19 protein-coding genes and 1 tRNA gene are annotated in these 20,786 nt (G+C 68.4%); 5 read left to right on the top strand and 15 right to left on the bottom strand.

Annotated features, from left to right (window positions below; translation table 11 throughout):
• Positions 1 to 7: 7 nt before the first annotated feature.
• From K5Q19_RS02895 to infA, 10 genes are all read right to left on the bottom strand, one after another.
• Positions 8 to 931 (bottom strand): hypothetical protein, encoded by a 924-nt coding sequence (locus K5Q19_RS02895; protein ID WP_292941005.1) that lies wholly within the window; start codon positions 929 to 931, stop codon positions 8 to 10.
• Between the two features lie 15 nt (positions 932 to 946).
• Positions 947 to 3,613 carry a hypothetical protein gene (locus tag K5Q19_RS02890; protein WP_292941002.1) on the bottom strand — a complete coding sequence of 889 codons (2,667 nt, stop codon included), beginning with the start codon at positions 3,611 to 3,613 and terminating at the stop codon, positions 947 to 949.
• Positions 3,610 to 4,464 (bottom strand): hypothetical protein, encoded by an 855-nt coding sequence (locus tag K5Q19_RS02885; RefSeq protein WP_292940999.1) that lies wholly within the window; start codon positions 4,462 to 4,464, stop codon positions 3,610 to 3,612. The genes K5Q19_RS02890 and K5Q19_RS02885 overlap by 4 nt, the downstream gene beginning before the upstream one ends.
• Positions 4,461 to 5,285, bottom strand: a complete 825-nt coding sequence (locus K5Q19_RS02880) for a hypothetical protein (RefSeq protein WP_292940996.1) — start codon at positions 5,283 to 5,285, stop codon at positions 4,461 to 4,463. The genes K5Q19_RS02885 and K5Q19_RS02880 overlap by 4 nt, the downstream gene beginning before the upstream one ends.
• Positions 5,286 to 5,416: 131 nt before the next feature.
• A complete protein-coding gene (locus tag K5Q19_RS02875; RefSeq protein WP_292940993.1) occupies positions 5,417 to 5,557 on the bottom strand; it encodes a hypothetical protein in 141 nt (46 codons plus the stop codon).
• 125 nt (positions 5,558 to 5,682) lie between these two features.
• Positions 5,683 to 5,758: transfer RNA gene (locus K5Q19_RS02870), tRNA-Phe, on the bottom strand.
• A 97-nt stretch (positions 5,759 to 5,855) separates the two neighbouring features.
• Positions 5,856 to 6,029 carry a DNA gyrase inhibitor YacG gene (gene yacG, locus K5Q19_RS02865; RefSeq protein WP_292940990.1) on the bottom strand — a complete coding sequence of 58 codons (174 nt, stop codon included), beginning with the start codon at positions 6,027 to 6,029 and terminating at the stop codon, positions 5,856 to 5,858.
• Complete coding sequence (locus tag K5Q19_RS02860) at positions 6,026 to 7,036, bottom strand: ribonuclease E/G (protein ID WP_292940987.1); 1,011 nt, start codon at positions 7,034 to 7,036, stop codon at positions 6,026 to 6,028. The genes yacG and K5Q19_RS02860 overlap by 4 nt, the downstream gene beginning before the upstream one ends.
• Positions 7,029 to 7,628 carry a nucleoside triphosphate pyrophosphatase gene (locus K5Q19_RS02855; protein WP_292940985.1) on the bottom strand — a complete coding sequence of 200 codons (600 nt, stop codon included), beginning with the start codon at positions 7,626 to 7,628 and terminating at the stop codon, positions 7,029 to 7,031. The genes K5Q19_RS02860 and K5Q19_RS02855 overlap by 8 nt, the downstream gene beginning before the upstream one ends.
• A gap of 29 nt (positions 7,629 to 7,657) precedes the next feature.
• On the bottom strand, positions 7,658 to 7,903 hold the full coding sequence (gene infA, locus K5Q19_RS02850) for a translation initiation factor IF-1 (RefSeq protein WP_292940983.1): 246 nt from the start codon (positions 7,901 to 7,903) through the stop codon (positions 7,658 to 7,660).
• A gap of 243 nt (positions 7,904 to 8,146) precedes the next feature.
• On the opposite strand from infA, the gene K5Q19_RS02845 reads away from it, so the two are divergent.
• Positions 8,147 to 10,672: a TonB-dependent receptor gene (locus tag K5Q19_RS02845; RefSeq protein WP_292940981.1), complete on the top strand. Its 2,526-nt coding sequence runs from the start codon at positions 8,147 to 8,149 to the stop codon at positions 10,670 to 10,672.
• A 9-nt stretch (positions 10,673 to 10,681) separates the two neighbouring features.
• Here the strand turns inward: K5Q19_RS02845 and K5Q19_RS02840 are convergent, their stop codons facing one another.
• Complete coding sequence (locus K5Q19_RS02840) at positions 10,682 to 11,095, bottom strand: PilZ domain-containing protein (RefSeq protein WP_292940978.1); 414 nt, start codon at positions 11,093 to 11,095, stop codon at positions 10,682 to 10,684.
• Between the two features lie 142 nt (positions 11,096 to 11,237).
• On the opposite strand from K5Q19_RS02840, the gene uvrC reads away from it, so the two are divergent.
• From uvrC to K5Q19_RS02820, 4 genes are all read left to right on the top strand, one after another.
• Positions 11,238 to 13,217: an excinuclease ABC subunit UvrC gene (gene uvrC / locus K5Q19_RS02835; RefSeq protein ID WP_292940975.1), complete on the top strand. Its 1,980-nt coding sequence runs from the start codon at positions 11,238 to 11,240 to the stop codon at positions 13,215 to 13,217.
• A 152-nt stretch (positions 13,218 to 13,369) separates the two neighbouring features.
• On the top strand, positions 13,370 to 14,401 hold the full coding sequence (locus tag K5Q19_RS02830; RefSeq protein ID WP_292940972.1) for a hypothetical protein: 1,032 nt from the start codon (positions 13,370 to 13,372) through the stop codon (positions 14,399 to 14,401).
• A gap of 108 nt (positions 14,402 to 14,509) precedes the next feature.
• Complete coding sequence (locus tag K5Q19_RS02825) at positions 14,510 to 15,709, top strand: hypothetical protein (protein WP_292940970.1); 1,200 nt, start codon at positions 14,510 to 14,512, stop codon at positions 15,707 to 15,709.
• Positions 15,706 to 16,359 (top strand): hypothetical protein, encoded by a 654-nt coding sequence (locus K5Q19_RS02820; protein WP_292940968.1) that lies wholly within the window; start codon positions 15,706 to 15,708, stop codon positions 16,357 to 16,359. Before K5Q19_RS02825 ends, K5Q19_RS02820 begins: the two co-directional genes overlap by 4 nt.
• 3 nt (positions 16,360 to 16,362) lie before the next feature.
• Here the strand turns inward: K5Q19_RS02820 and K5Q19_RS02815 are convergent, their stop codons facing one another.
• From K5Q19_RS02815 to K5Q19_RS02800, 4 genes are all read right to left on the bottom strand, one after another.
• The gene (locus tag K5Q19_RS02815; protein ID WP_292940966.1) at positions 16,363 to 17,268 is read right to left on the bottom strand and encodes an acyl-CoA thioesterase II; all 906 of its coding nucleotides are present in this window, start codon (positions 17,266 to 17,268) and stop codon (positions 16,363 to 16,365) included.
• Between the two features lie 49 nt (positions 17,269 to 17,317).
• Positions 17,318 to 18,166, bottom strand: coding sequence for a cupin-like domain-containing protein (locus K5Q19_RS02810; RefSeq protein ID WP_292940964.1), 849 nt, complete (start codon positions 18,164 to 18,166; stop codon positions 17,318 to 17,320).
• On the bottom strand, positions 18,163 to 19,329 hold the full coding sequence (locus tag K5Q19_RS02805) for a GNAT family N-acetyltransferase (RefSeq protein WP_292940962.1): 1,167 nt from the start codon (positions 19,327 to 19,329) through the stop codon (positions 18,163 to 18,165). The genes K5Q19_RS02810 and K5Q19_RS02805 overlap by 4 nt, the downstream gene beginning before the upstream one ends.
• 85 nt (positions 19,330 to 19,414) lie before the next feature.
• A complete protein-coding gene (locus K5Q19_RS02800) occupies positions 19,415 to 20,785 on the bottom strand; it encodes an APC family permease (protein WP_292940960.1) in 1,371 nt (456 codons plus the stop codon).
• Between the last annotated feature and the right edge of the window lies 1 nt (position 20,786).

The following is a 20,786-nucleotide window of genomic DNA, read 5'->3' as shown; positions in this document are numbered from 1 at the left end:
TAATCGATCAGAAACGCAGCGTCGCCGTCAATCCGAGCGTGCCGGAATGCGCGATGAAGCCGTTGACATCGCTGGTCGACCAGTTGCGCCCGAAGGCGTAGGAGGCGCGCAGCTCACCCCAGTTGCGGGGGCGCCACACGATACCTGCGCCCGCCGAAAGGCTGTCGTCGAGCCGCCTCGTCCCCACGAACGCGGCGAAGTAATCGTCGAAGCTGCGCCGGTCATACCCCACGTGCGCATAGAGGAAGACAGGGGTTCGCCGCCCCAGCGCCCGGCTGATGGTGAGGGAACCGCCGCCACTCCACGCGCTGTAGAAACCCGGAGCCGTGATCGCCCGCTCGCCGTGGAGTTCCGGCTCCAATGTCAGGCCGCGGAGCCTGAACGGCAGGGCGGCGCCCAGCCGGAAGCGGTGCGAGGTCAGCTGTCGGCGTCCGAAATCGCGGCTCCACACCACCGATGGCTGATAAGTCGCGGTCACGTTCAGCCTGCCCAGACTGGCGCGTGCGCCGATCGCGCCCGAGAAGGCATTGTAGTCGAGCCCGGGCGTCTCGAAGTAGCGCACGCCGACCATGGCCGCGCTGGCAAAGACATCGACCTTGCCGCCGATGCGCGATCCGATGGCGATCCCGACCGAAGCCTCGCCAATGCCATCCTCGCGCGCATCGGTGGGCGAAAGCGCGGCGTTCGAGGTGTAGCTCACCTCGCCCGAGGCCGTGAGCGTGAACAGCGGGGTGCGGCGCAGCAGGAGGATGTCGGTATCGCCGGTCATCAGGGCGTCCTGCCGTTCGCGTTCGCCGGGAACACCCAACTGGCGGCGCGCGCGTTCCTCGATATTGCCTTGCGGTGCCGACGCTGGCGGCCCTGGCGGTGCCGTCTGGGCCAGCGCCGGGACAGCGACAAGGGCCGCAATCAGCCCTGGTATGATGCGCATCGTGGGTCCCCCTTCTCAATCGACCCCGGCCGAACCGGGTGATTGCCTGATGATCCCCGGGCGGGTGATGCGGCCGTTCGAAGGATCGAGTTCGGCAGCGACCCAGGTGTTGCCGGCGCCGACATTGGGCACGTTGACCGACACGATCGTCCGGCCGCCAATGATGGTCGTGCCATTGCCCACAGACTGCGTGGTGCCACCGCGCACGATCTCGATGCGCGCATTCGAAAGGGCGGACAGATTGGTCGATGTCGCGGACGGGTCGCCGAAGTTGAACACCGAAACGCGGTAGACACCGCCGCGGTTGAGCGCCGAGGTCAGGATGACTTCCGAGCCTGATGCGCAGATGCAATCCTTGATCAGTTTGGCGAACGGCTGGTTGGCAAGATCGCCCTGGGCATCGAAATAGATATGGAACCGGTTCGTCGTGTCTGGCCCGAGCGGCCCGGTCATGTGCAGGTCGAGGTCGAACGACTTGTCGCCCCACGTCAGCACAACGTTGAACGGCTGGGCCAGCAGCGTGTCGATACCGCCAGCGCCATTGGCGGTCAGCAGCCGGAGCCACGATTCCTCATAGCCGAACAACGAGCCGACCAGCCGGCCGCCGCTCTCGAAGCTCTCGCTCCCGCTGCGGTTGTAGCGGACATCGAAACTGCCAGCATTGTAGGCCATCTGCGCCGCGCGCGCCGTGTCGATATCGCTGCCACCGCTGGCAAACGGGCCGCGCCGGTATTGGCCAACGCCATAGAGCACCTGATTGAGCGATTCGACCGCCGGATCGCGGTAGTCGAGCCCCGCCGATGACAGCGACCACGGCACGGACGAAAGCGAGATCCCGGCCGACGACAGCGAGTTCCCCGCCGATGAAAGAGACGTGCCTGCCGATGATAGCGACCGTGCGGGCGGGACCGAACCGAGCGGGTCGTAATCGGCATAGATCGGCTCGAGTTCGAGAACGGTCAGCCCGCCATTTCGCGCAAAGGCACCCCACGCGCCGTCGCTGAAGCGGTCCTCGACAAGCCGCCGCCAGTTGGCATCCTGCTCCCATTGGCGAGCGGCGGCAGTCTGGAGCCTGATCTGCTCGTCAAGACCGCGCGCAAGCTCGGCCACTTGAGGATCGTCCGAGCTTGCGCCGCCCTGCCCGAACCCTCCGGTCGCGCCGCCGCCCGAAGGGTGGCGTGACTGATAGAGGATGATCTGCGCGCGGATCGCCAGCGGCACACGCGCCCAGTCGATCGAGCCGTCGCGATTGCGCGGTATGCGGGCCATGACCGATTCGATCATGCCGCCAATCCCGCCGCCGTTGCCGCTCGAACCGGTTGACGGCGCGCGCGTATCGCGCCCCAGCTCATCGGCCACGGGATCACGGCGGACTTCGTTGAGGACGACGGGCGACGGCGGAGGCGTGCGGCGCACTTCGGTCAGCACGACCGGATCGGGCACGCGCGGTGGTGGTGTGGGCCTTGGCCGCGGCGGAACCGGCTGCTGCTGCGGAACCCGCAGTCCTTCATAGGGATCCCCGGTGGGGACCGTGCCGCGCCGCACCGGCCTTCGCGGCGTGTTCGATATCGGCTCCGGAGTGGGCGAGGGTGTTTCATTGGCCTCCGGACCCGGCAGCGGCCTTCCCGTCGGCTCGCCCAAGGGCGGAAGACCGTGCGGATTGGGCGGCGGCGGTGGCGGTGGAGCCGGCGGTTGCGGCCCTGACCCCGGCCGGCCCCAGGCGGCCGTCAGGACCCCGCCATACGTGAAGCCCGGCTGAGGCGCAGTCTGGCCCGGCGCTTGCGGCCAGTTGCGCGGGTCGCTGCCATAGCGGTCGCGAACGGCGGTGATCCCGTTGCTGAGCTGGGTTACCGCCGTGTCCCGCCGCTCGTTCAGCACGCGGGCCACATTTTCCACTTGCCGGTCGTGCTCATAGAGCAGCCGGTCGATGCGTGCGATGGCGCGGTCGTGAACGTTGGCCGAAAGGCGCTCGTATTCCCGCAGCATGTCAGGCGGAATCTGGCCGGTTTCGCGCAGCGCCTCGATATTGGCCACGACCAGTCGATCGACCACGCGGCTCTGCTCCTGCATGATCGGCCGGACCACGTTGCCGGCGTTCTGTTCGGTTCGCACCGCCTGATCGAGCAGGTTCATCAGCGCTTCGGCAGATCGCCGGGGATCGTCGGTCAAGGTCCCGGGCGGGATTTCATAGCCGGATTCGCGCAAAGCCTGCTGCAGCTCGGCAACATCGGGCGTTCCCCCGCCAACCAGACTGCTGATCGATTCCAGCAGACCATCGCTCAGCTGCTGCTGCGCCCGGATGGCATCACGGATATTGTCGGTCGTCAGCCGGATCAGCCGGTCATTCTCAGCGCGGACCTGGGCCGTGATGGCATCGTGCTGCTGCTGCGTGATCCAGCCATTGGCGAGCTGGACGTCGATGTTGGGCAGCTCGACCTGTCGTGCCGGGGGTGCGGCAACCGGGGTGCCGGTTCGCTGTGCATCGACCTGTACGGTTGTGCCGCCAGACGGCGGGCTGGCGTTCCCGGCCGGCTGCCGGGGGCGCGGCGCGGCAGAAGGAGTGGGCGCGGTGGGGTAGGCCGGTCCCTGCGGCAAGGCCTGGGCAAGCAGCGGCAGCGGTTCCAGAACCAGCGCCGCGATAGCCACCGAAGCGCAGCAACGCACAACACGCGAGGAGATCATTGGCCCAGCTCCGCATGATCAAGATTGATGAGGGACAGCTTCTGCAGCGAAGGCCGCGCGCCGTTCGCAAAGTCGGCGCTGACGATGATGTGCGGCTGCAAGGCCGAACCGAAGAGCACGGTCGCGCCGCCGTCTGCGCGCCCGATGGCGCCCGTCGGCCAGAAGGTGGCGCGCACCCGGGCCGGCAGCAGATCAAGGGTCGGGCTGCCGAGGCGTGCGGTGGCGCCGGCCAGGATGCGCTGCCGAACAGCATCGGTCGCGTCCTGCGCCCCCGGCTGCCGCAGCCAGGCGGACAAGCCGGCCAGCCAGCGGTCCGTTGCCTGTCCCGCCAATCCGCCATTGGCGACCGGCACGATGCGGCGGGTTGCGGCATAATCCTGCGCCAGCGCCTGCCGATAGGGCTTCGCGCTGTCGGTCCAGCCACCCGGCGCGGCAGCGCGGACTTCGGCATCGACGATCCGCCACCCGCCGGCTTCCTTGCGCCAGGCAAGCGCGAGCCAGCCGCGCGCCAGAGGGTTGTAGAGCAGCGCCTCGCCGCCGGCGATCGTCTGCAGGATGGCACCGCCGGCAAACCACCGCGCGCGCAGATCGCCGGGTCCGTCGCCGGTGCCAAGCGCGTCCGCCAGCAACTGCCGTTCGCCGCGGCCACGCTGGCCAAGCGCGGCGGCGGGATTCAGCGCGAGGGCGCGGCGCAGGGCCTCGGTCTCCCGCGCAATCTCGGGCGCGGAAGGGTCGGCGGCGCGGGCGGCGGCATCCAGATCGGTCGACGAGAACCCGTGGTCCTGCGCGCGAACGGGTTGGACTGTCGCAAGCAGCAACACCAGCGCCATGCGGTGGGTGACAGAGCTCATCGCAGCGCCTCCACGGCTGACACGAACATCGCCCGATCCCGCGGGATTACGCGAATGCGAAAGCCGCCAGCGTCGAACGCGGTCTGATCGCCAGCGACGGGGGTCGGCGCCGAAGCCATGGCGCCTTGCAGCACCGGATCGGCGGCCAGCTTGCGCGCAAAGGCCGCGCGCGCGGCCTGCCAGGCGGCGGTGTCCGTGCCAGTATCGGTAAAAGGCTTGGGGTCGATCAGATCAGCCACCGCCGCCGCATCACCGGCAACCAGCGCCACCGCAAACCGCGACGCGGTCAGGCCGGCGAGCCTGACCGGATCGCCTGCTGCCGTTCGTCGCAATTCGGCAACGGTCGGATTGGCGAGATAGCTTTGCCGGACTCCTTCCAGCTCCGGCGCAACGGGCGCGCCGGCATTGATGTCCACCGGCTCGATCCGCCCCCAGAAGCGCTGGCGCTGCTGCCGCTTCGCGATCGCCTGCAGCGGCGCGGCGGTCTGCAGCGCCCATTCCGCAGGCAAAGTTGCCGCGAGCCGCTGCGCATCGAAGCCGAACCGCCGAATCTTGCCGCCATCGAGCGGGGCCAGCAGCGCCTCCCCGGCGCGGGCATCATGCCGGTCCGCGGAAATCCGCCCGGAAATCACCGCCACCGTTGCGAATTCGCTGGAGAGATTGACGATGGCGACGCTGGCCTCGGCAGCATCGAGCTTCAGACCGGCAACCGTTGCCGACCCGCCGGGCGGAACGGTCAGCAGTTGCCGGGAGGGCGGCGCAGCACTCGCTGCCGTCGCCACAAGCACCATCGCTCCCACGAACCCGACCGCTTGCCGCATCAGCTTCTTCCTCAGAATGATTGAGTCAGAAGGTAAAGGCGACGTCTCTCGGCAAACCGGCTCACGGCGCGCAAAAAAAATTGCGCCGGAAACGGATTTCCGCAGCGGCGGCGGTGCCGCTTACGTGTGGATCACCGCGTCGCCGGGGTTGCCGCAGCCATCGTCGAGACGCGCATCATCGCCTTGCGGTGCGCCATGCAGGCATTGCCGGCGCGGAACGTGTCGGTGCCGAACAGGATCGCGGCATTGGCATCGCAAACCAGCGCGGACACGATCCGGTAGTGCAAGGGGCTCGGGCATAACAGCGCGCGGATGCCATTGAGCAGCGGCAGCAGGGTCCCCGGTGAGGCCGAAGCTTATGATTGCGGAGCCATGTGGAAGCTTGGGAAGGGGCCAATGGTGCCCGGGGACGGAGTCGAACCGCCGACACCGTGATTTTCAGTCACGTGCTCTACCAACTGAGCTACCCGGGCATCGCCGTCGCGGAGGGCCGGCAAGGCTCGTCCGCGCGTTGGAAGCGCGCCTATGGCGAAGGCTCGGGCCCTTGTCCAGTCCTTTGATGCGCGATTTCTAGTCCGGATCGCCTTCGGGATCATGCGCCGGGCCGGGGAGCGTATAGCCCTCCTCCAGCCAGTTGACGAGATCGCGATCGCGGCAGCGGGAAGAGCAGAACGGCGCGTATTCGGCCACGCGCGGCTTGCGGCAGATCGGGCAGCGGCGGATGGTGGCGGGAGGCTGGCTCATGCCGCTATCGCCTGCGCGAAGGTCGCGCCAAGCGCAAGCCCTGCATCCTCGTGCCACTGGATGCTGCGGCCGGTGCGCCGCGCCAGATCCGCCTCCCATTGGCTGCGCATCGCGCGGCGCACGGCGGGATGCGCGGTAAGGAGCAGCGTGCCCGGCTCCGCCACCCGCTCGGCCATGCGCAGCAGGCGGCGTGCGGCAGCGGCGGCAGGCGCGCGAGCGAAACGGGCGATCAGCGAGGGCCGCTCCAGCCGCGACACAAGCTGGACGAAGCCGAAGCCGTTCATCCCCGTGCGCTCGCCCTGCCAGCCAGCGGCGGCCAGCGCGTCCGCCAGTGCTTCGTCCACCGCGCGGCGCTGCGCCTTTTCGGCGAGCGAGGGAAAATCGATCCCCACCGATCCGCCGATATCAAACCGCCGCAGCGCCGCAGCAATCGCCGGTACGGCAGCGAGTGCCAACGCTGGGAGCGGCGGCGGTCCATCGATATCGATCAGGGTCATCGCGGGTGTGGGGCTGACAACGAGGCTCCCCCCGGCAAACGCCACTTCGCCGGTCAGCGCCTCGGCAACAAGATCATCCCAGCCCGCCTCGGCCAATTCGCGTCCATGCACCGGCACGCTGCGTACCGGATACGGGCCGGCCGAGAGCTCCTCCAGCAGCGACGGTGCAGGCCGCGCCGCCTCTCCGGCTGCGGCAGGACGGACTTGGGGCAACTTGGCCCGGCCTTTCTCGGCAATCGCAGAGCGCGTCACGCGCACCATGATCGGCTGGCCCTCGGTCAGCGCGGAATCGAAGCCTTCACCCAGCGCCTCGCCGCCATCGGGGAGGCGCACCACGGCGCGGCGAGTGCCGGGAATGCGGCTGACGAGGCGCGCCTCCGCCACCGCGCCCGGGCGCCACGGTTCATCCCAGACGAGGCGTGCGGCAATGATATCCCCCTGCTCGACCAGCACCGCGCGCTCCTCGCCAATGCCCTGCTCGATCAGCCACACGGGCAGCGATTCAGGCAATCGCCAGCCCCGCCGCGCGCAGCAGGCGGCGCGTTTCATAGAGCGGGAGGCCGACGACACCCGAATGGCTCCCGGCGATCCACGCGCAGAAGCCTTCCGCGCTGCCCTGGATGGCATAGCCGCCTGCCTTGCCGTGCCACTCGCCCCCGGCGATATAGGCCTCGATCTCGGCAGGCTCGAGCCGCTTGAAGCGCACCACCGTCTCGCTCAGCGCCTCGCGCAGCCTGCCATCGGGGCTGAGCACGGCGATTGCGGAAAACACCCGGTGGCGCCGCCCTGAAAGCAGCGCGAGGCAGCGCCGCGCCGTCGCCTCGTCCTCGGCCTTGGGCAGGATGCGCCGGCCCACGCCGACCACGGTATCTCCGGCAAGGATCACCGCCTCAGGCGCCAGCTCCGCTGCCGCGCGCGCCTTTCCGGCGGCGAGGCGCACCGCATGGGCGCGCGGCAGTTCGCCGGGCAGCGGGGTTTCGTCGATATCGGTGGCGAGAATGCGGGGTGCGGTCAGTCCGAGCCGGGCCAGCAATTCGCGGCGGCGCGGACTGGCCGAAGCAAGGACGAGTTCACCGGTTCCGGGTGCGGACGGCACGGCCATCACACCGCTGCCATCACTGCCGGGTGCCTTCAGAACTGGCCGGGCCCAGAACGACCGGGCATGAAGCGGTAAGTGATGCGGCCCTTGGTCAGGTCATAGGGCGTCAGTTCGACCAGAACCTCGTCGCCCACCAGCACGCGGATGCGGTTCTTGCGCATCTTGCCGGCGGTGTGGCCAAGGATTTCGTGTTCGTTCTCCAGCTTCACGCGGAACATCGCGTTGGGCAGGAGTTCGACCACCTGGCCGCGCATCTCGAGGAGTTCTTCTTTCGCCATAGGCGGGGTCGATTGCCTTTTCGTGGGTGAGGTTTGCACGCATTGCGGGCGCAAAAGCGCCCATGGGCGCGGCGCATAGCGGCTTGCGGCGCAAAAGGAAAGCGGGAAGCCGTTTGCTGCGCTGCGACAAAATGATACGAAAGGGTCATTGTCGGGAAGCGGCACGCCGACCTAGGAGCGGCACAGGCGGCAGCGACCTCGCACCGGGCAGCACTGCCCGGTCCGCCAATGGGAACCAGAGCGATGGTACTGCCAGATCGCGCCGCAGCCATGGCGCTGCTCGTGCTGACACCGCTTCCGGCCGCAGCGGCAGTCGCGCCGGCTTCAGCACCTGCCGCACCCGCACAGCAAGAGCCCGCCGAGCCGACAGCAGAGCCCGCCACGGATGTGACCGATCCGGACGGCGATATCGTCGTCGTTGCCACCCGCATACGCGGCGAGGTGGAAACCGCCGTGCCGCCGATCATCTCGCTGAGTGAGGACGATATCGCCGCCTATGGCGCGGGCTCGCTCCAGTCGCTGCTCGCTGCACTGGCGCCGCAGACGGGCAGCGGACGCGGGCGCGGCGATGGCTCGCCCTCGGTGCTGCTCAATGGCCTGCGCATCGCCAGCTTCCGCGAAATCCGCTCGATCCCGCCCGAGGCGATCCGCCGCGTCGAAGTCCTGCTCGAGGAAGTCGCGCTGAAATACGGCTTCCGGCCAGATCAGCGCGTGGTCAACTTCATCCTCAAGGACAAGTTCCGCAGCTTCGGCAGCGAGACCGAAGTGAAGCTCCCCGGCGCGGGCGGCTTCAGCGATCTCAGCGAGGAGGCCACCCTCACCCGCATCGAGAAGGCAAGCCGCCTCAACCTCACCGGCACGCTCGAGCGCCGTTCCCCGCTGACCGAGGCCGAGCGCGGCATCGTCCAGCCCACCACCAGCGGCGCGCAGACCGGCCTGATCGACCCGAAGCAAGGCGATTACCGCACGCTACTGGCCGATTCCCGCAGCGCCATTCTCAACGGCACCTGGGCGAAATCGCTCGGCACCGGGGCCTCGCTCACGCTCAACGGCCTCGTCCAGCGCAACGACAATCGCAGCCTCAACGGGCTCAACACGGTCGTGCTCAGCGCGGCCGATGGCAGCCTCGTCCAGCGCACCACCCTGCTCCCCGCCCCGCTCGCCAGCCGCACCGTGGCCGACACCTACTCGGCGGGCGCCTCACTCAATCTGCCGGTCGGCGCCTGGCAGCTGGCGTGGACGAACGACGCCAGCCAGGTGAACACCACCACCACCATCGATGCCCGTGCCGATCTTTCGGGGCTGCAGACGCTGGTAGACCAGGGCGCGCTCTCGCCCTTCGGCCCGCTGCCGGTGGACGCGATCCTCCCCACGCCGCAGGGAATCGCGAGAGCCAAGTCCAATACCGCGACCACGCTCGCCACCGTCTCAGGCTCGCCGCTGCGCCTGCCCGGCGGGCGGACCGCGCTCACGCTCAAGGCGGGGTTTGCCTACAACGGTCTGCGTTCCTCGGATTCGCGCCAGCTTGGCACCCCGGCCAACCTCAAGCGCGGCGATGCGCAGGCCGGCTTCAGCCTCGATCTGCCGATCACCAGCCGCCGCGAGAATTTCGGCAGAAAGCTCGGCGATATCTCGCTCAACGTAAATGCCGAAGTGCACAACGTGTCCGATTTCGGCGGCCTCACGGCGTGGGGCGCCGGGCTCACCTGGGGCGTCACGCCCAAGCTCACGTTCGCCGCCAACTACATCACCAGCGAGAAAGCCCCCGGCCTTGCCGATCTTGGCGCGCCGGTCACCGTCACCACCGGGGTCGCGCTCTATGATTTCACGCGCGGGGAAAGCGTGCTCGCCACGGTCATCACCGGCGGCAATTCCGCGCTGAAAAAGGAACGCCAGCGCGACATCAAGCTTTCGGCCAACTGGGACCTCCCCATTGGCAAGGAATCCGCGCTCCTGCTCGAATATTTCCGCAATCGCTCGCTGGATACGACCAACGCCTTTCCGCTGCTCACCCCGGATGTCGAGGCCGCCTTCCCCGGCCGCGTCACCCGCGATGCCACAGGGCGCATCGTCAGCGTGGACCAGCGCGCGGTGACCTTTGCCGAAACGACCGGATCGCGCCTGCGCGCCAGCCTCAATTTCGGCGGCCCCTTCGGCAAGCCCGATCCCAATGCGCGGCGCGGCGCCTTTGCCGGCCTGCGCAGACCGGGCGGCGGCGGCACCGGCGGCCCGCGTCCTGCCGGTGGTGGAGGCGGCGGTGGCGGAGGCGGTCGCGGCGGCGATGGGCGCGGCCACTGGAACCTCAGCCTCGCCTATACGCAGGAACTCGACGAGACCGCGCGGATCGTCCCCGGCGGGCGCGTGCTCGATCTGCTGAACGGCGATGCCCTGTCAGGCGCAGGCATTGCGCGGCGCAGCGCCACGCTGGAAGGCGGCGGCTTCTATCGCGGCTTCGGCCTGCGGATTTCCGGCACTTACGCCAGCGGCACGCGTGTCGATGGCTCCGGCGTGCCCGGCGCCTCGCGCCTGGACTTCGGCGATCTTGCCACCTTCAACTTGCGCGGTTTCGTCGATCTCGGCCGCATGCCCAAGCTCGTCAGCCGCGCTCCGTTCTTCAAGGGCACGCGCGTGGCACTGGGCGTCAACAACCTGTTCGATGCCATCCAGAACGTCACCGACCAGACCGGCGCCACCCCGCTGCGCTACCAGCGCGGCTACCTCAATCCCGAAGGCCGTGTGTTCAGCATCGAGCTGCGCAAGCAGTTCTGACCGCCGGGTTCAGCTGAAGCGCCTGAGCCGCGGCTGCCCCTGCACAAAATTGCGCGCGTTCCGGCGCAGCAAGGCGCGTTCGTGATCGGCATGGGCATCGGCGAAGTGGCGCAAGTTGACTACGTCGTGCAGCGGCAGCGGTTCCTCGAACAGGATGCCGAAGCGCACGCCTTGCGACCAGACCACATTGCCGAACACATCCAGTCCCTGCGCGGTCAGCACCACGCCGGCGCCGGGCATGGGCAGCTTGGCCGCAATCGTCACCCGCGCGCCTGATTGCGACAGGTCATCGAGCAGGCAATTCTCCTGTCCATGGAGCAACAGCACCCTCGCCGGAATGCAGAGCCGCACCCGGGGGGCAGCGCGGCGTCCGGTGATGCGGAACTTGGGGACAATCGGCTGGGAGGAACCTGCGCTCGTCATGCGCGCGAACTTGCGCCCGAACAGTTTAGGCGACCATTGAGATGGTCCTAGCAGGATTCCCCTAGAGGCGCATTTCCGCGCGGGGATATCTGCCCACCGCCCCTCCCCAAGCCCGGCCGGAGAGACTATCTGAGGCCGAGCCATGGCGCGCAGCACTCCTCCTTCCACGCCCGATCACCTCTCCGGCCCGCAAGTGCCGGAACCCCTGCTGCCGCAGGCCTCGGAGCGCTTCAACGAGGACAAGGCAACCTACACCGTCCGCGGCTCGGACCAGCCCGATATCGAACGCGGCGTCGCCGCCATCCGCGAAGTCGTCGCCACGCTGAAGCCCAAGCCCGGCGTCTACCGCATGCACGATGCGCGCGGCGATGTGCTCTATGTCGGCAAGGCGCGCGCGCTCAGGAACCGCGTGGCAAATTACACCCAGGTCGATCGCCTACCCCAGCGCCTCAAGCGCATGGTCAGCCAGACGCGCTCGATGACCATCGTGACGACCAATTCGGAAGCCGAGGCGCTGCTGCTCGAAGCGCAGCTGATCAAGCGCTATCGCCCGCCCTACAACGTGCTGCTGCGCGACGACAAATCGTTCCCTTTCATCCTCCTGCGCGCCGATCACGCCTTTCCGCGCATCCAGAAGCATCGCGGCGCGCGCCGCGCCAAGGGCAACTACTACGGCCCCTTCGCCAGCGCGGGCTCGGTCAACACGACGATCAACGCGCTGCAGAAGCTGTTCCTGCTGAGGAGTTGCAACGACGGCTACATGTCGCGGCGCGATCGGCCCTGCCTGCTCTACCAGATCAAGCGCTGCTCGGCCCCATGCGTCGACCGCATCAGCGAGGACGATTACGCCGAACTCGTGCGGCAGGCGAAGGACTTCCTCGGCGGCAAATCGGGCGCGGTGCAGAAGGAAATCGAAGCGCAGATGACCGAGGCCGCTGAAGCCTTGGACTTCGAACGCGCGGCCATGCTGCGCGACCGGCTCCGCGCCGCCACTTTCATCCAGGGCAGCCAGGCGGTGAACGCCGAAGGCGTCGGCGATGCGGACGTCTTTGCCATGGCGAACAAGGGCGGCCAGATCAGTATCCAGGCCTTCTTCATCCGCGGCGGGCAGAACTGGGGCCACCGCGCCTTCTTCCCCGGCCATACCGAGGGGCTGGAAGAGCACGAAGTGATGACCAGCTTCCTCGCCCAGTTCTACGAGGAAGTCCCCCCGCCGCGCCTGATCCTCGTCGACCGCGAGCTGCCCGAAGCCGATCTCCTCGCCGAAGCGCTGCACGGCGCGGCAGGCGGCAAGGTCGAGATTTCGGTCCCCCAGCGCGGTGACCGCCGCCGCCTGATGGAGCAGGCCCAGCGCAACGCGGTCGAAGCGCTCGATCGCCGCATGGCCGAAAGCGGCACCAAGGCGCGCACCTGGCGCGAAATGGCCGAATTCCTCGAACTCGACGAAGCCCCGCAGCGGGTGGAGGTCTACGACAACAGCCACGTGCAGGGCGCCCATGCCTTGGGCGCGATGATCGTCGCGGGGCCCGAAGGCTTCCTCACCGGCCAGTACCGCAAGTGGAACATCAAGACCGCGCAGACCAACGACGATTTCGGCATGATGCGCGAAGTGTTCCAGCGCCGCTTCGCCAAAGCGCAGGACGACGACCCTGACCGTGAGGCGGGGATGTGGCCCGATCTCGTGCTGATCGACGGCGGCAAGGGGCAATTGTCGGCCGCCCGCGAGACCTTGGAAGCCATGGGCATCGAGGATGTCACCCTGATCGGCATCGCCAAGGGCCCGCACCACGGGCGCGAAGGGCGCGAGGTGTTCCACTTTATGGACGGGCGCGAGAAGATGCTGCCCGTGAACTCGCCCGTGCTGTTCCACCTCCAGCGCCTGCGCGATGAAGTCCACCGCTTCGCCATCGGCGCGCACCGCGCCAAGCGCAGCCGCGCGATCACCGCGAGCCCGCTCGATGAAGTCCCCGGCATCGGCCCGGCGCGCAAGCGTGCGCTGCTGCTCCACTTCGGCACCGCCAGCAAAGTCCGCGCCGCCAGCCTTGAAGACCTGCAGCGCGCGCCCGGCGTCAGCGCCACCGTCGCGCAGGCCGTCTACGATTTCTACCACCCCGGCGCATAATCCGCACCCGAACACGGTGAGTTTCCGGTTAACCGCAAGCCTTGGGTGCTCGTCCACCATTGCGCCCTAACCTTCGCCTCAAGGGAGTATGCCAAGGGGTGACGAGCCGCAATCCGTGCCGCCACCCGCCACATGGGGAGCACACGATGCGCATGAACCGCCCTAGCCTTTTCGCCCGGCCCGTCCTCGCCGCCGCGCTCGTTGCCATCAGCGCCGCGCCTGCCGCCGCGCAGACCGCCGCACCAACCGCCGCCGCCGCACCCAACGGCGTCGGCTCGGCCTTCGAACTCACCTTCTGGCAGTCGGTCACCGGCAGCGAGGACGCGGCAAGCTACGAAGCCTATCTCGCCCGCTACCCCGATGGCACCTTCAGCGGCCTTGCCCGCGCGCGCAGTGCCGCGATCCAGCGCGCCACGGCGTTGCAGGCGGCCACCGCCCCCGCACCTGCGCCCGCCGCCGCACCGGCTCCCGCGCCCCAGCCCGCCCCCGCCGTGCTCACCATGCCGCAAAACGCCCCACCGCTTGCTCCGACCCCCGCCGTCGCAGTCGTCGCGCCTGAATCTGCCCCCGCGCCTGCCGAAATGATTCCCGCTGCCGCGCCGGTCGCGGTTGCGGAGGCAGGGCCTTCGCCGATGGCCAGACTCCTGGCGCAGCTGCGCGGGACGATGGATCCGGCGGCTGCCCCGGCCCCGCAGGTCACCGCCACTGCCCCGATCCCGCAAGCTGCGGCCACGTCGCCCGGCCTGGCGACACCCACGCCGGCGCAACCGGTCTATGCCCCTGCGCCCGCTACCCCCGCGGCCGCACTCACCCCTGCCGCGACGCCGGCGGTCAGCTATGCCTCGGCACGCCCGTTCCTGATGCCGGTGCCGGAAGTGGCCCTCCCCGCCTATTTCTGCAGCAACGATGCGCGCAACCAGTTCCACAACAATGCCTATCGCCCGGCGGTGGAAGTCGCGACGCGCAACAACGAGGCGGCGGTCGCCTATCTGCGCCAGCTTCAGCAGACCTATGATCGCGGGCAGCTTGGCCGCGATACGGCGGTGCTCAATGCCATCGCCGCCGAAGCGCGCGCCTATCAGTCCGAGGCGGCGCGTGCCTATACCGTGCAGGCCGGGCTGGTGCGCCAGTTCGATGCGCTCATGGCGGTTCCCCTGCGCACCTGCGCTGCGCCTGCCCAGTAAGCGCGCCACGCCCGGTCGGGTGAGTCCATATCGACTTCGATTCTTTACGTTCTTGTGCTAGTGGCGCCCACCTACCGTCGGCAGGCGGCAGGCGATCCGAGGGGCACGGTGGGTAGAGGGGCATCACAAGACGCAGGCGCGCCCGTACGGCAATCGCCGGCACGGCGCCTCGCGGTACTCGCCGCGCTTGCGCTGCCGCTCACGGTTCCGGCCTTGGGGCAAGCGCCCTCCACAACCGGTGTCGGCTCCCAGTTCGAGCTGACCTACTGGCAGTCGGTCGAAAGCGGCAGCGATCCCGCGCTCTATGAAGCTTACCTCGCCCAGTATCCGAACGGCACGTTTGCCGCAGTGGCGCGGGTAAAGCTCGCGAAACTGCGCCAGATCGCCGCGCCCGCTTCTGCACAAGCACCCGTTCAGGCCATACCTGCGACGCCGCCTGCACCAACACTGCCCCCGCCCCCAAGCCCGCCACCGCCACCTGCCATCGTGACGGCCAGCCCAGCGCCTCCGGTCCCTGCCAAGCCCGCTCCGGCTCCCCAGCAGATGGCCGCGGCAAGGGCGGTCCGCTCGGCCCCGTCATCCGCGCCGGTCACGGCCGCCCGGCCCACGGCCGACTCGGCGCCCTATGTCACCGCTGCCGAACCGGCTGAGCCCGAAGCCGAAAGCGGCGACAGCGCCGCGCTGCGCCGCCTGCTCGGCGCGCTGGGGGATAGCCAGCGCATCGGTTCTCCTGCTCCATCGCCGATTATCGACGTGGCCGATGTGAGCCCGCTGCCGGACACGGCCCCGCTCGCCCCCGCAGCTGCGCCGCTCGCCGCTCCGGCCGCTGCGCCCTCCCGCCTTGTCGAGATTGCCGGGCCGCCGGTTGCCGTGCCCGATGCCGCAGCGCTCTCGGCAAGCGGAGCACCCATCGCAGACCCGCGCCCCATTGCCGTCGGCGTGCTGCCCCCCGGTTTCGCCTTGCCGCCGCGTCCGCAACTGGCCGTGATCCCGCCGCTCGCCTTCCCGCCAAGCTTCTGCTCGGCCGAGGCGCGCAATGCCTTCCATGATCAGAGCTATGTCACCGCCGTCGAAACGGCCCGGCGCAACAACGATGCGGCCATCGCCTACATGCATCAGCTTCAGGATATCTACGATACCAACCAGCTCAGCGGCGATATCAATCCCATGAACGCGGTCGCTGCCGAGGCGCGCGCCTATGGTCCGGTCGCTGCAGCCGCCTTCGCCGCCCAATCGACGCTGGTCAGCGCGTTCGGCGCGCTGATGGCAGTGCCGATCCGCGCGTGCGAGGCGCCGAAGCAGCCGTGAGTCCGGCCGCCTTCCCGCGCGCGGCCGGGCTTGCCAGCGTTCTTGCGCTCGTGCTCGCGCCAGTTACCGTACAGGCCGCCGCTGCCGTCTGCCCAGATGCCGCCACGGTGCAGGCCGCCCGCGTTGTCGAGTTCCAGACAATGATGATGGGCGTCGCGGTGCGCTGCCGCCATGTCGGCGTGCCGATCAACGATCACCTCGACGGCATGAACAGCGTGCGCCGCACCATTTTTGCCGAAGCGAACGACCGCGTCGCCGGCTTCCTGCGCGGCCTCGACACGAAGCCCGCGCCCGGCCCCGCCCCGCTGGTCGATGCGGCCGGCCCCCCGGCACCAGCCACCCCGGCGAAGTCCGCCCCGGGCTCCGCGCGCAAGGCTCCGCCGCGCACCGCCGCCACCCCCGCACTGGCTCCGAAGCCCGCGGTCAAGATCTCGCGCCGCACCGATCCCTATGACCGCTACCTGACGATGATCGGCAATCAATACGGCGGCGGCGCCACCACGCTGCAGCGCTGCAAGGCTTTCGATGCCATCGTCGTCGCGCTGGGCGACAAGACCAACACCGACCGCCTGCTCACCATGGTGTCATCCTCGCTGGTGCAGGCCACCCTGCTCGAAGCCATCGTGAACTGCCCGGCCAGGAAGAAATAACCGTCAGGTCCCGCCGGTCTTCTTCGTGATCGGCCGGATCAGCCCTTCCTGCGCTACGTTGGCGATCAGCTTGCCTTCGCGGGTGAAGATCCGCCCCCGGTTGAACCCGCGTGCACGGCCCGCCCACGGGCTGTCGCAGACATAGAGCATCCATTCGTCAGCGCGGAAATCGTCGTGGAACCAGATCGCATGATCGAGGCTCGCGCCCATCATGTTGCCCTTGGCCCAGCTGATCTCGTGCGGCAGCGTTGCCGTGCCGAGCAGGGTCATGTCGCTGGCATAGGCCAGCACCGCGCGGTGGATCTTGGGATCATCCGGTAGCGGCGCCACAGCGCGCATCCAGGTGTGCGACAATGGCTCGCGGGGGGGGCCGCCCATCCAGTGCCGCGATTCCACCGGGCGCAGCTCGATCGGGCGCGGCTGCAGCATCATGTGCCGCTGCCGCTCGGGCACGCGGTCGGCATATTCGGCGCGCAAGTCCGCCTCGCTGCGCAGCGTCTCGGGCTCGGGCACCACCGGCATGTCCTCGGCGTGCTCCACCCCCGGCTCGCGCTTGTGGAACGATGCCACCATCGTCAGGATAGGCTTCCCCTGCTGGCTCGCCACCACCCGCCGATTGGCAAAGCTGCCGCCATCAAGGTCGCGCATCACCTCGAAATCGATGCCGAAATCCTCGTTGCCGCCGCGCAGGAAATAGGCGTGGAGCGAATGGACCGGCCGGTCCTCGGGTACGGTGCGCTCGGCGCTTGCCAGCGCCTGCCCGATCACCTGCCCGCCAAACACGCGCCCCACCCCGCCCGGCTTGCGCGCCCCGGCAAAGTGGTCATTGCCCTCGTCGGCCACGTCCAGCAGCCGCAGCAGGCCTTCGACAAGATCGGCAGGATCGGAACTTGCAGGTGTTTCGCTCATGGCGGGCGGCATTGCCCAACCTGACGTTTGCGTCAACGGAAAGCTGCCCTCAGCCGAACCCCGGCAGCCGCCGCAGCATGCGCCAGCCGGCCGCTTTCACCTTGTTGTCCGCCGGCCAGCGCCCCGGCGCGCGCGGGGAAAGGCCCATGCGCCGCAGCACCGCGTTGAACGCCCGCGCGTCCGCTTCGGCAAAGCTCCATTCCGAACGCCAGGTGATCGAAAGCGAGATCGCGCTCGCGGGTCCGTTGCGCACATAATGCGGCGCCATCACCGGCACGTAGAGCGCCTCGCCCGGCCGCAGCTTCCATTCGGTGCCCCCGCGGTCCAGTTCATCGCGCCAGAACAGCTCGCGCCCGCCGCCGGTGTGATAGGCCTCGTGCGTCTCGTCCGGCGCGTAAGCCGCGTTCCCTTGCGGAAACAGCGTCATCGTCTTCACGCCCGCCAGATGCAGCAGGATATTGTGCTCCGGATCGAAGTGATAGGGCGTCACTCCGTTCGGGCTGGTGATGAACACGAAGCCTTGCGGGCGCAGCATCGCCCCGGTGCGCGCCTCGATCAACGGGCGCAGTTCCTCCAGCAGGGAATGCAACAGCTCGCGGTAGGCCGGCACTTGCTCGATATTCTTGAGCGCGGCCCAGCTGCCCGTCTCATTGATGCGCCGGATCGTCTCGCCGATGCCAAGGCCATTGCCCGGCGGCACGATGCCGTTGAGCCCCACCGGCAGATCGGCGCGGTTGTATTCGCGGGATTTCTCCGGCAGCGCCTCGGCAAGCTCCGCCAGCGCATCCAGCGTCAGCAGCGGATGGCCGCGCAGTTCATGCCGCAGGCGGTGCGGCACTTCGGGATAGGCTGCAGCGAAGGCGGTGCGCGCTTCCGCTTCGAACACGGTAAAGCTCATCTCAGGCCCTGCGGATTGCGAGACAGTTCAAAGGAAACGATCCGGCGAAACAGCGCGCGCCGCGCCTGTCCGCCGATCGCGATGGACATACGGCCGATCGCGCGGCGCTCGCGCCACAGCGAATCGATCATCGGATGGTCGGGCGCCGCGCAGCTGTCCGCCCAGCGCACGCCCGCGCGCTCCAGCAGCGCCAGATTCTCGAGCTGCAGCAGCACGCCCGGCGAGAAACGTGCAAAGCGCTCGTCAAACGCGGTCTTGTAGGAAAACGCCCCCGGCGGCACGATCAGCGTTGCCAGCATGGCAATAGGCACACCGTCGAGCTCAAGGCTCAGCCGCTCGAGGCACCCCCGCTCCGCCGCCGCCATCATGCTTTCGCGAAACAGCCCCGCCGTCTCCCCCGCGCAGGCCAGCGCGCTGCCCGCGCTCCCCTTCCAGCCCTGCGCCTCCAGCGCGAGAAACTGCTCGATCCACAGCGCAATTCCTTCGGCATCGGTGCGGCGCGAAACGGCCAGCACACCCTGCTCGGCCAGCCGCGCCTGCTGCCGGCGCAGTTCCTTGCGCTTCTTGCCCGGCAGCGCATGTTCCAGATACGTCGCCGGGCCCAGCGGCGAGGCCAGCATCGCACGCTCCTCACGGTGGACGAGCACGATTTGCCGGCCCTGCCGTGCGCCGACCGCCAGCAGCGCCTCGGCCAGCGCCGTTTCCAGCGGCAATGCGGCGGCATGGAGGAAAGCCGCCGTACCGGCATTGCGGTCCGCCCAGTCCAGCAGCGCTTCCCAGAACGCTTCCTCGGCCCCTTCTGCCACCAGCGGCGCACCAAGGAAGGCATTGGCATGCAGCCATATCGCCAGATGCGGCAGCCGATGCTGCCCATAGCGCCGCGCGCGCTGCACCGGCACCAGCGCCTCGGGCGCATCGCCCCGCATCAGCGCCGCGATCTGGATGCGCCCCAGCGGATCGAACCGCGCCAGGCCCGGCAGGAGATACCACGCCTCGAAAAACGGATTGGGCGTCCCCGCCCGCGCGGCCAAGGCATCCCAAGCGCCGCGCGCGTCCGGCGAATCCCACGCGCGCCAAGGGAGCACGACAAGGCCGGCATCAGCCTTGCCCGCTCCGGGAAGGTGAGCCTTCCCCGGCCGAATGGTAAAGGACGCGTCGTTCAAACCACTGTCTCCAGCCTCAAGGGCTAGCAGTGCAGACCGAACATGCGGTTAACATCCAGGCATATTTTGTTACATTCCGAAGGTTTTAGACCGCGACCGGCCGTCTCACCCAAGCTTTCCACGCTGCCCAAAGCAGAAGGGGCACAAAGCCGGCCAGGAGTCCGCCAATCCCCACGACCAGGACGGCTTGATTGAACGTCGGGATCACCCACGCGGCGACGCCCGTCATGAACAGCGCCCCGATCAACGGCATGATCACGTGGGTAAAGGCCTCGCGCAGGTCGGTGCGCAGCAATCCCCGGAAATGCCACGCCGAGGCATAGCCCGTCAGCCCCATGTAGAAGCAGATCTGGAGCCCGATGGCCTCGATCGAACTTTGCAGGATCTCCGCGACCGATGGCATGTAGGACGCGCCGAACAGGAGCACGAGTCCCAGACCCCAGATCACCAGCGTCGCGACCCATGGCGTCTGCCATTCGCGGTGCACCGCAGCGCAGAAGGGTGGCAGAACATCCGCGCGCGCCATCGAGTACATGCTGCGGCTGAACTGCAGGATCTGCGTCTCCAGCGCGCCCACCGTGCTCAGCACCGTCGCCAGCACGACGAGATAGCTCCACGGCGCCGGGAATATCTTGGCCGAAATCGCATAGAGCACATTGGTGTTCGCTGCCGCGATCTCCTTGTCGGACAAGGCAATCAGCACCACCGTCATCAGGATCACGAAGAACACGATCAGGTTGATCATCGCCCAGAACGCGCCTTTGGAGGCGTCCTCCGGCTCGGTCTCCTCGCCCAGGTTCATCGTCACGTCCCAGCCCCAGTAGAAGAACACCGAGACGATGGCCCCATCCGCGAACGACTTGAACGTGAACGATCCCGGCGCGATCCATTCGAGCGATGGCGCATGCGCCGGGGTGGCACCGAACCAGTAGACCGCCGCAGCCAGCAGCGCGACGACGATAGCCGCCTCGATCACCGTCACGGTCACCTGCGCGGTGCTGGCATGCTTGATGCCGCGCAGCACGATGGCGGTCACCAGCGTGAGCCAGACCGCCGCGACGGCCGTCACCAGCGGCGTGTTCTCGACTTCGGCAGGCGCGAAGAGCAGCAGCGTGGCGGTTGCGGCCGGCAGCGTGGCGGAAACCATGAACACCACCGAGGCGACCATCAGCCCCCACCCGGCGAAGAACCCCCAGGTCGGGCCAAACACCGCGCCCACCCACGCAAAGGCGGCGCCGGCATCGGGCATCACCCGGTTGAGCTTGGCAAAGGCGAACATGATGCCCAGCATGATCACGCCGCTGTAGAGCAGGCTTCCCACCGAAAGCGGCCCGATGGCGGCATAGATCGTGCCGGTCGTCACCGCGACGGTGAAGGCGGGCGATGTCCCCGCGATCCCCATGATGGTCGATTCCAGCGCCGACAATGCGCCTTTCGCCAAGCTCTGCTCGCTCATG

This window comes from Novosphingobium sp., from assembly GCF_019748365.1.
GTDB lineage: Bacteria > Pseudomonadota > Alphaproteobacteria > Sphingomonadales > Sphingomonadaceae > Novosphingobium.
This window is presented reverse-complemented; position numbering and strand designations above follow the sequence as displayed.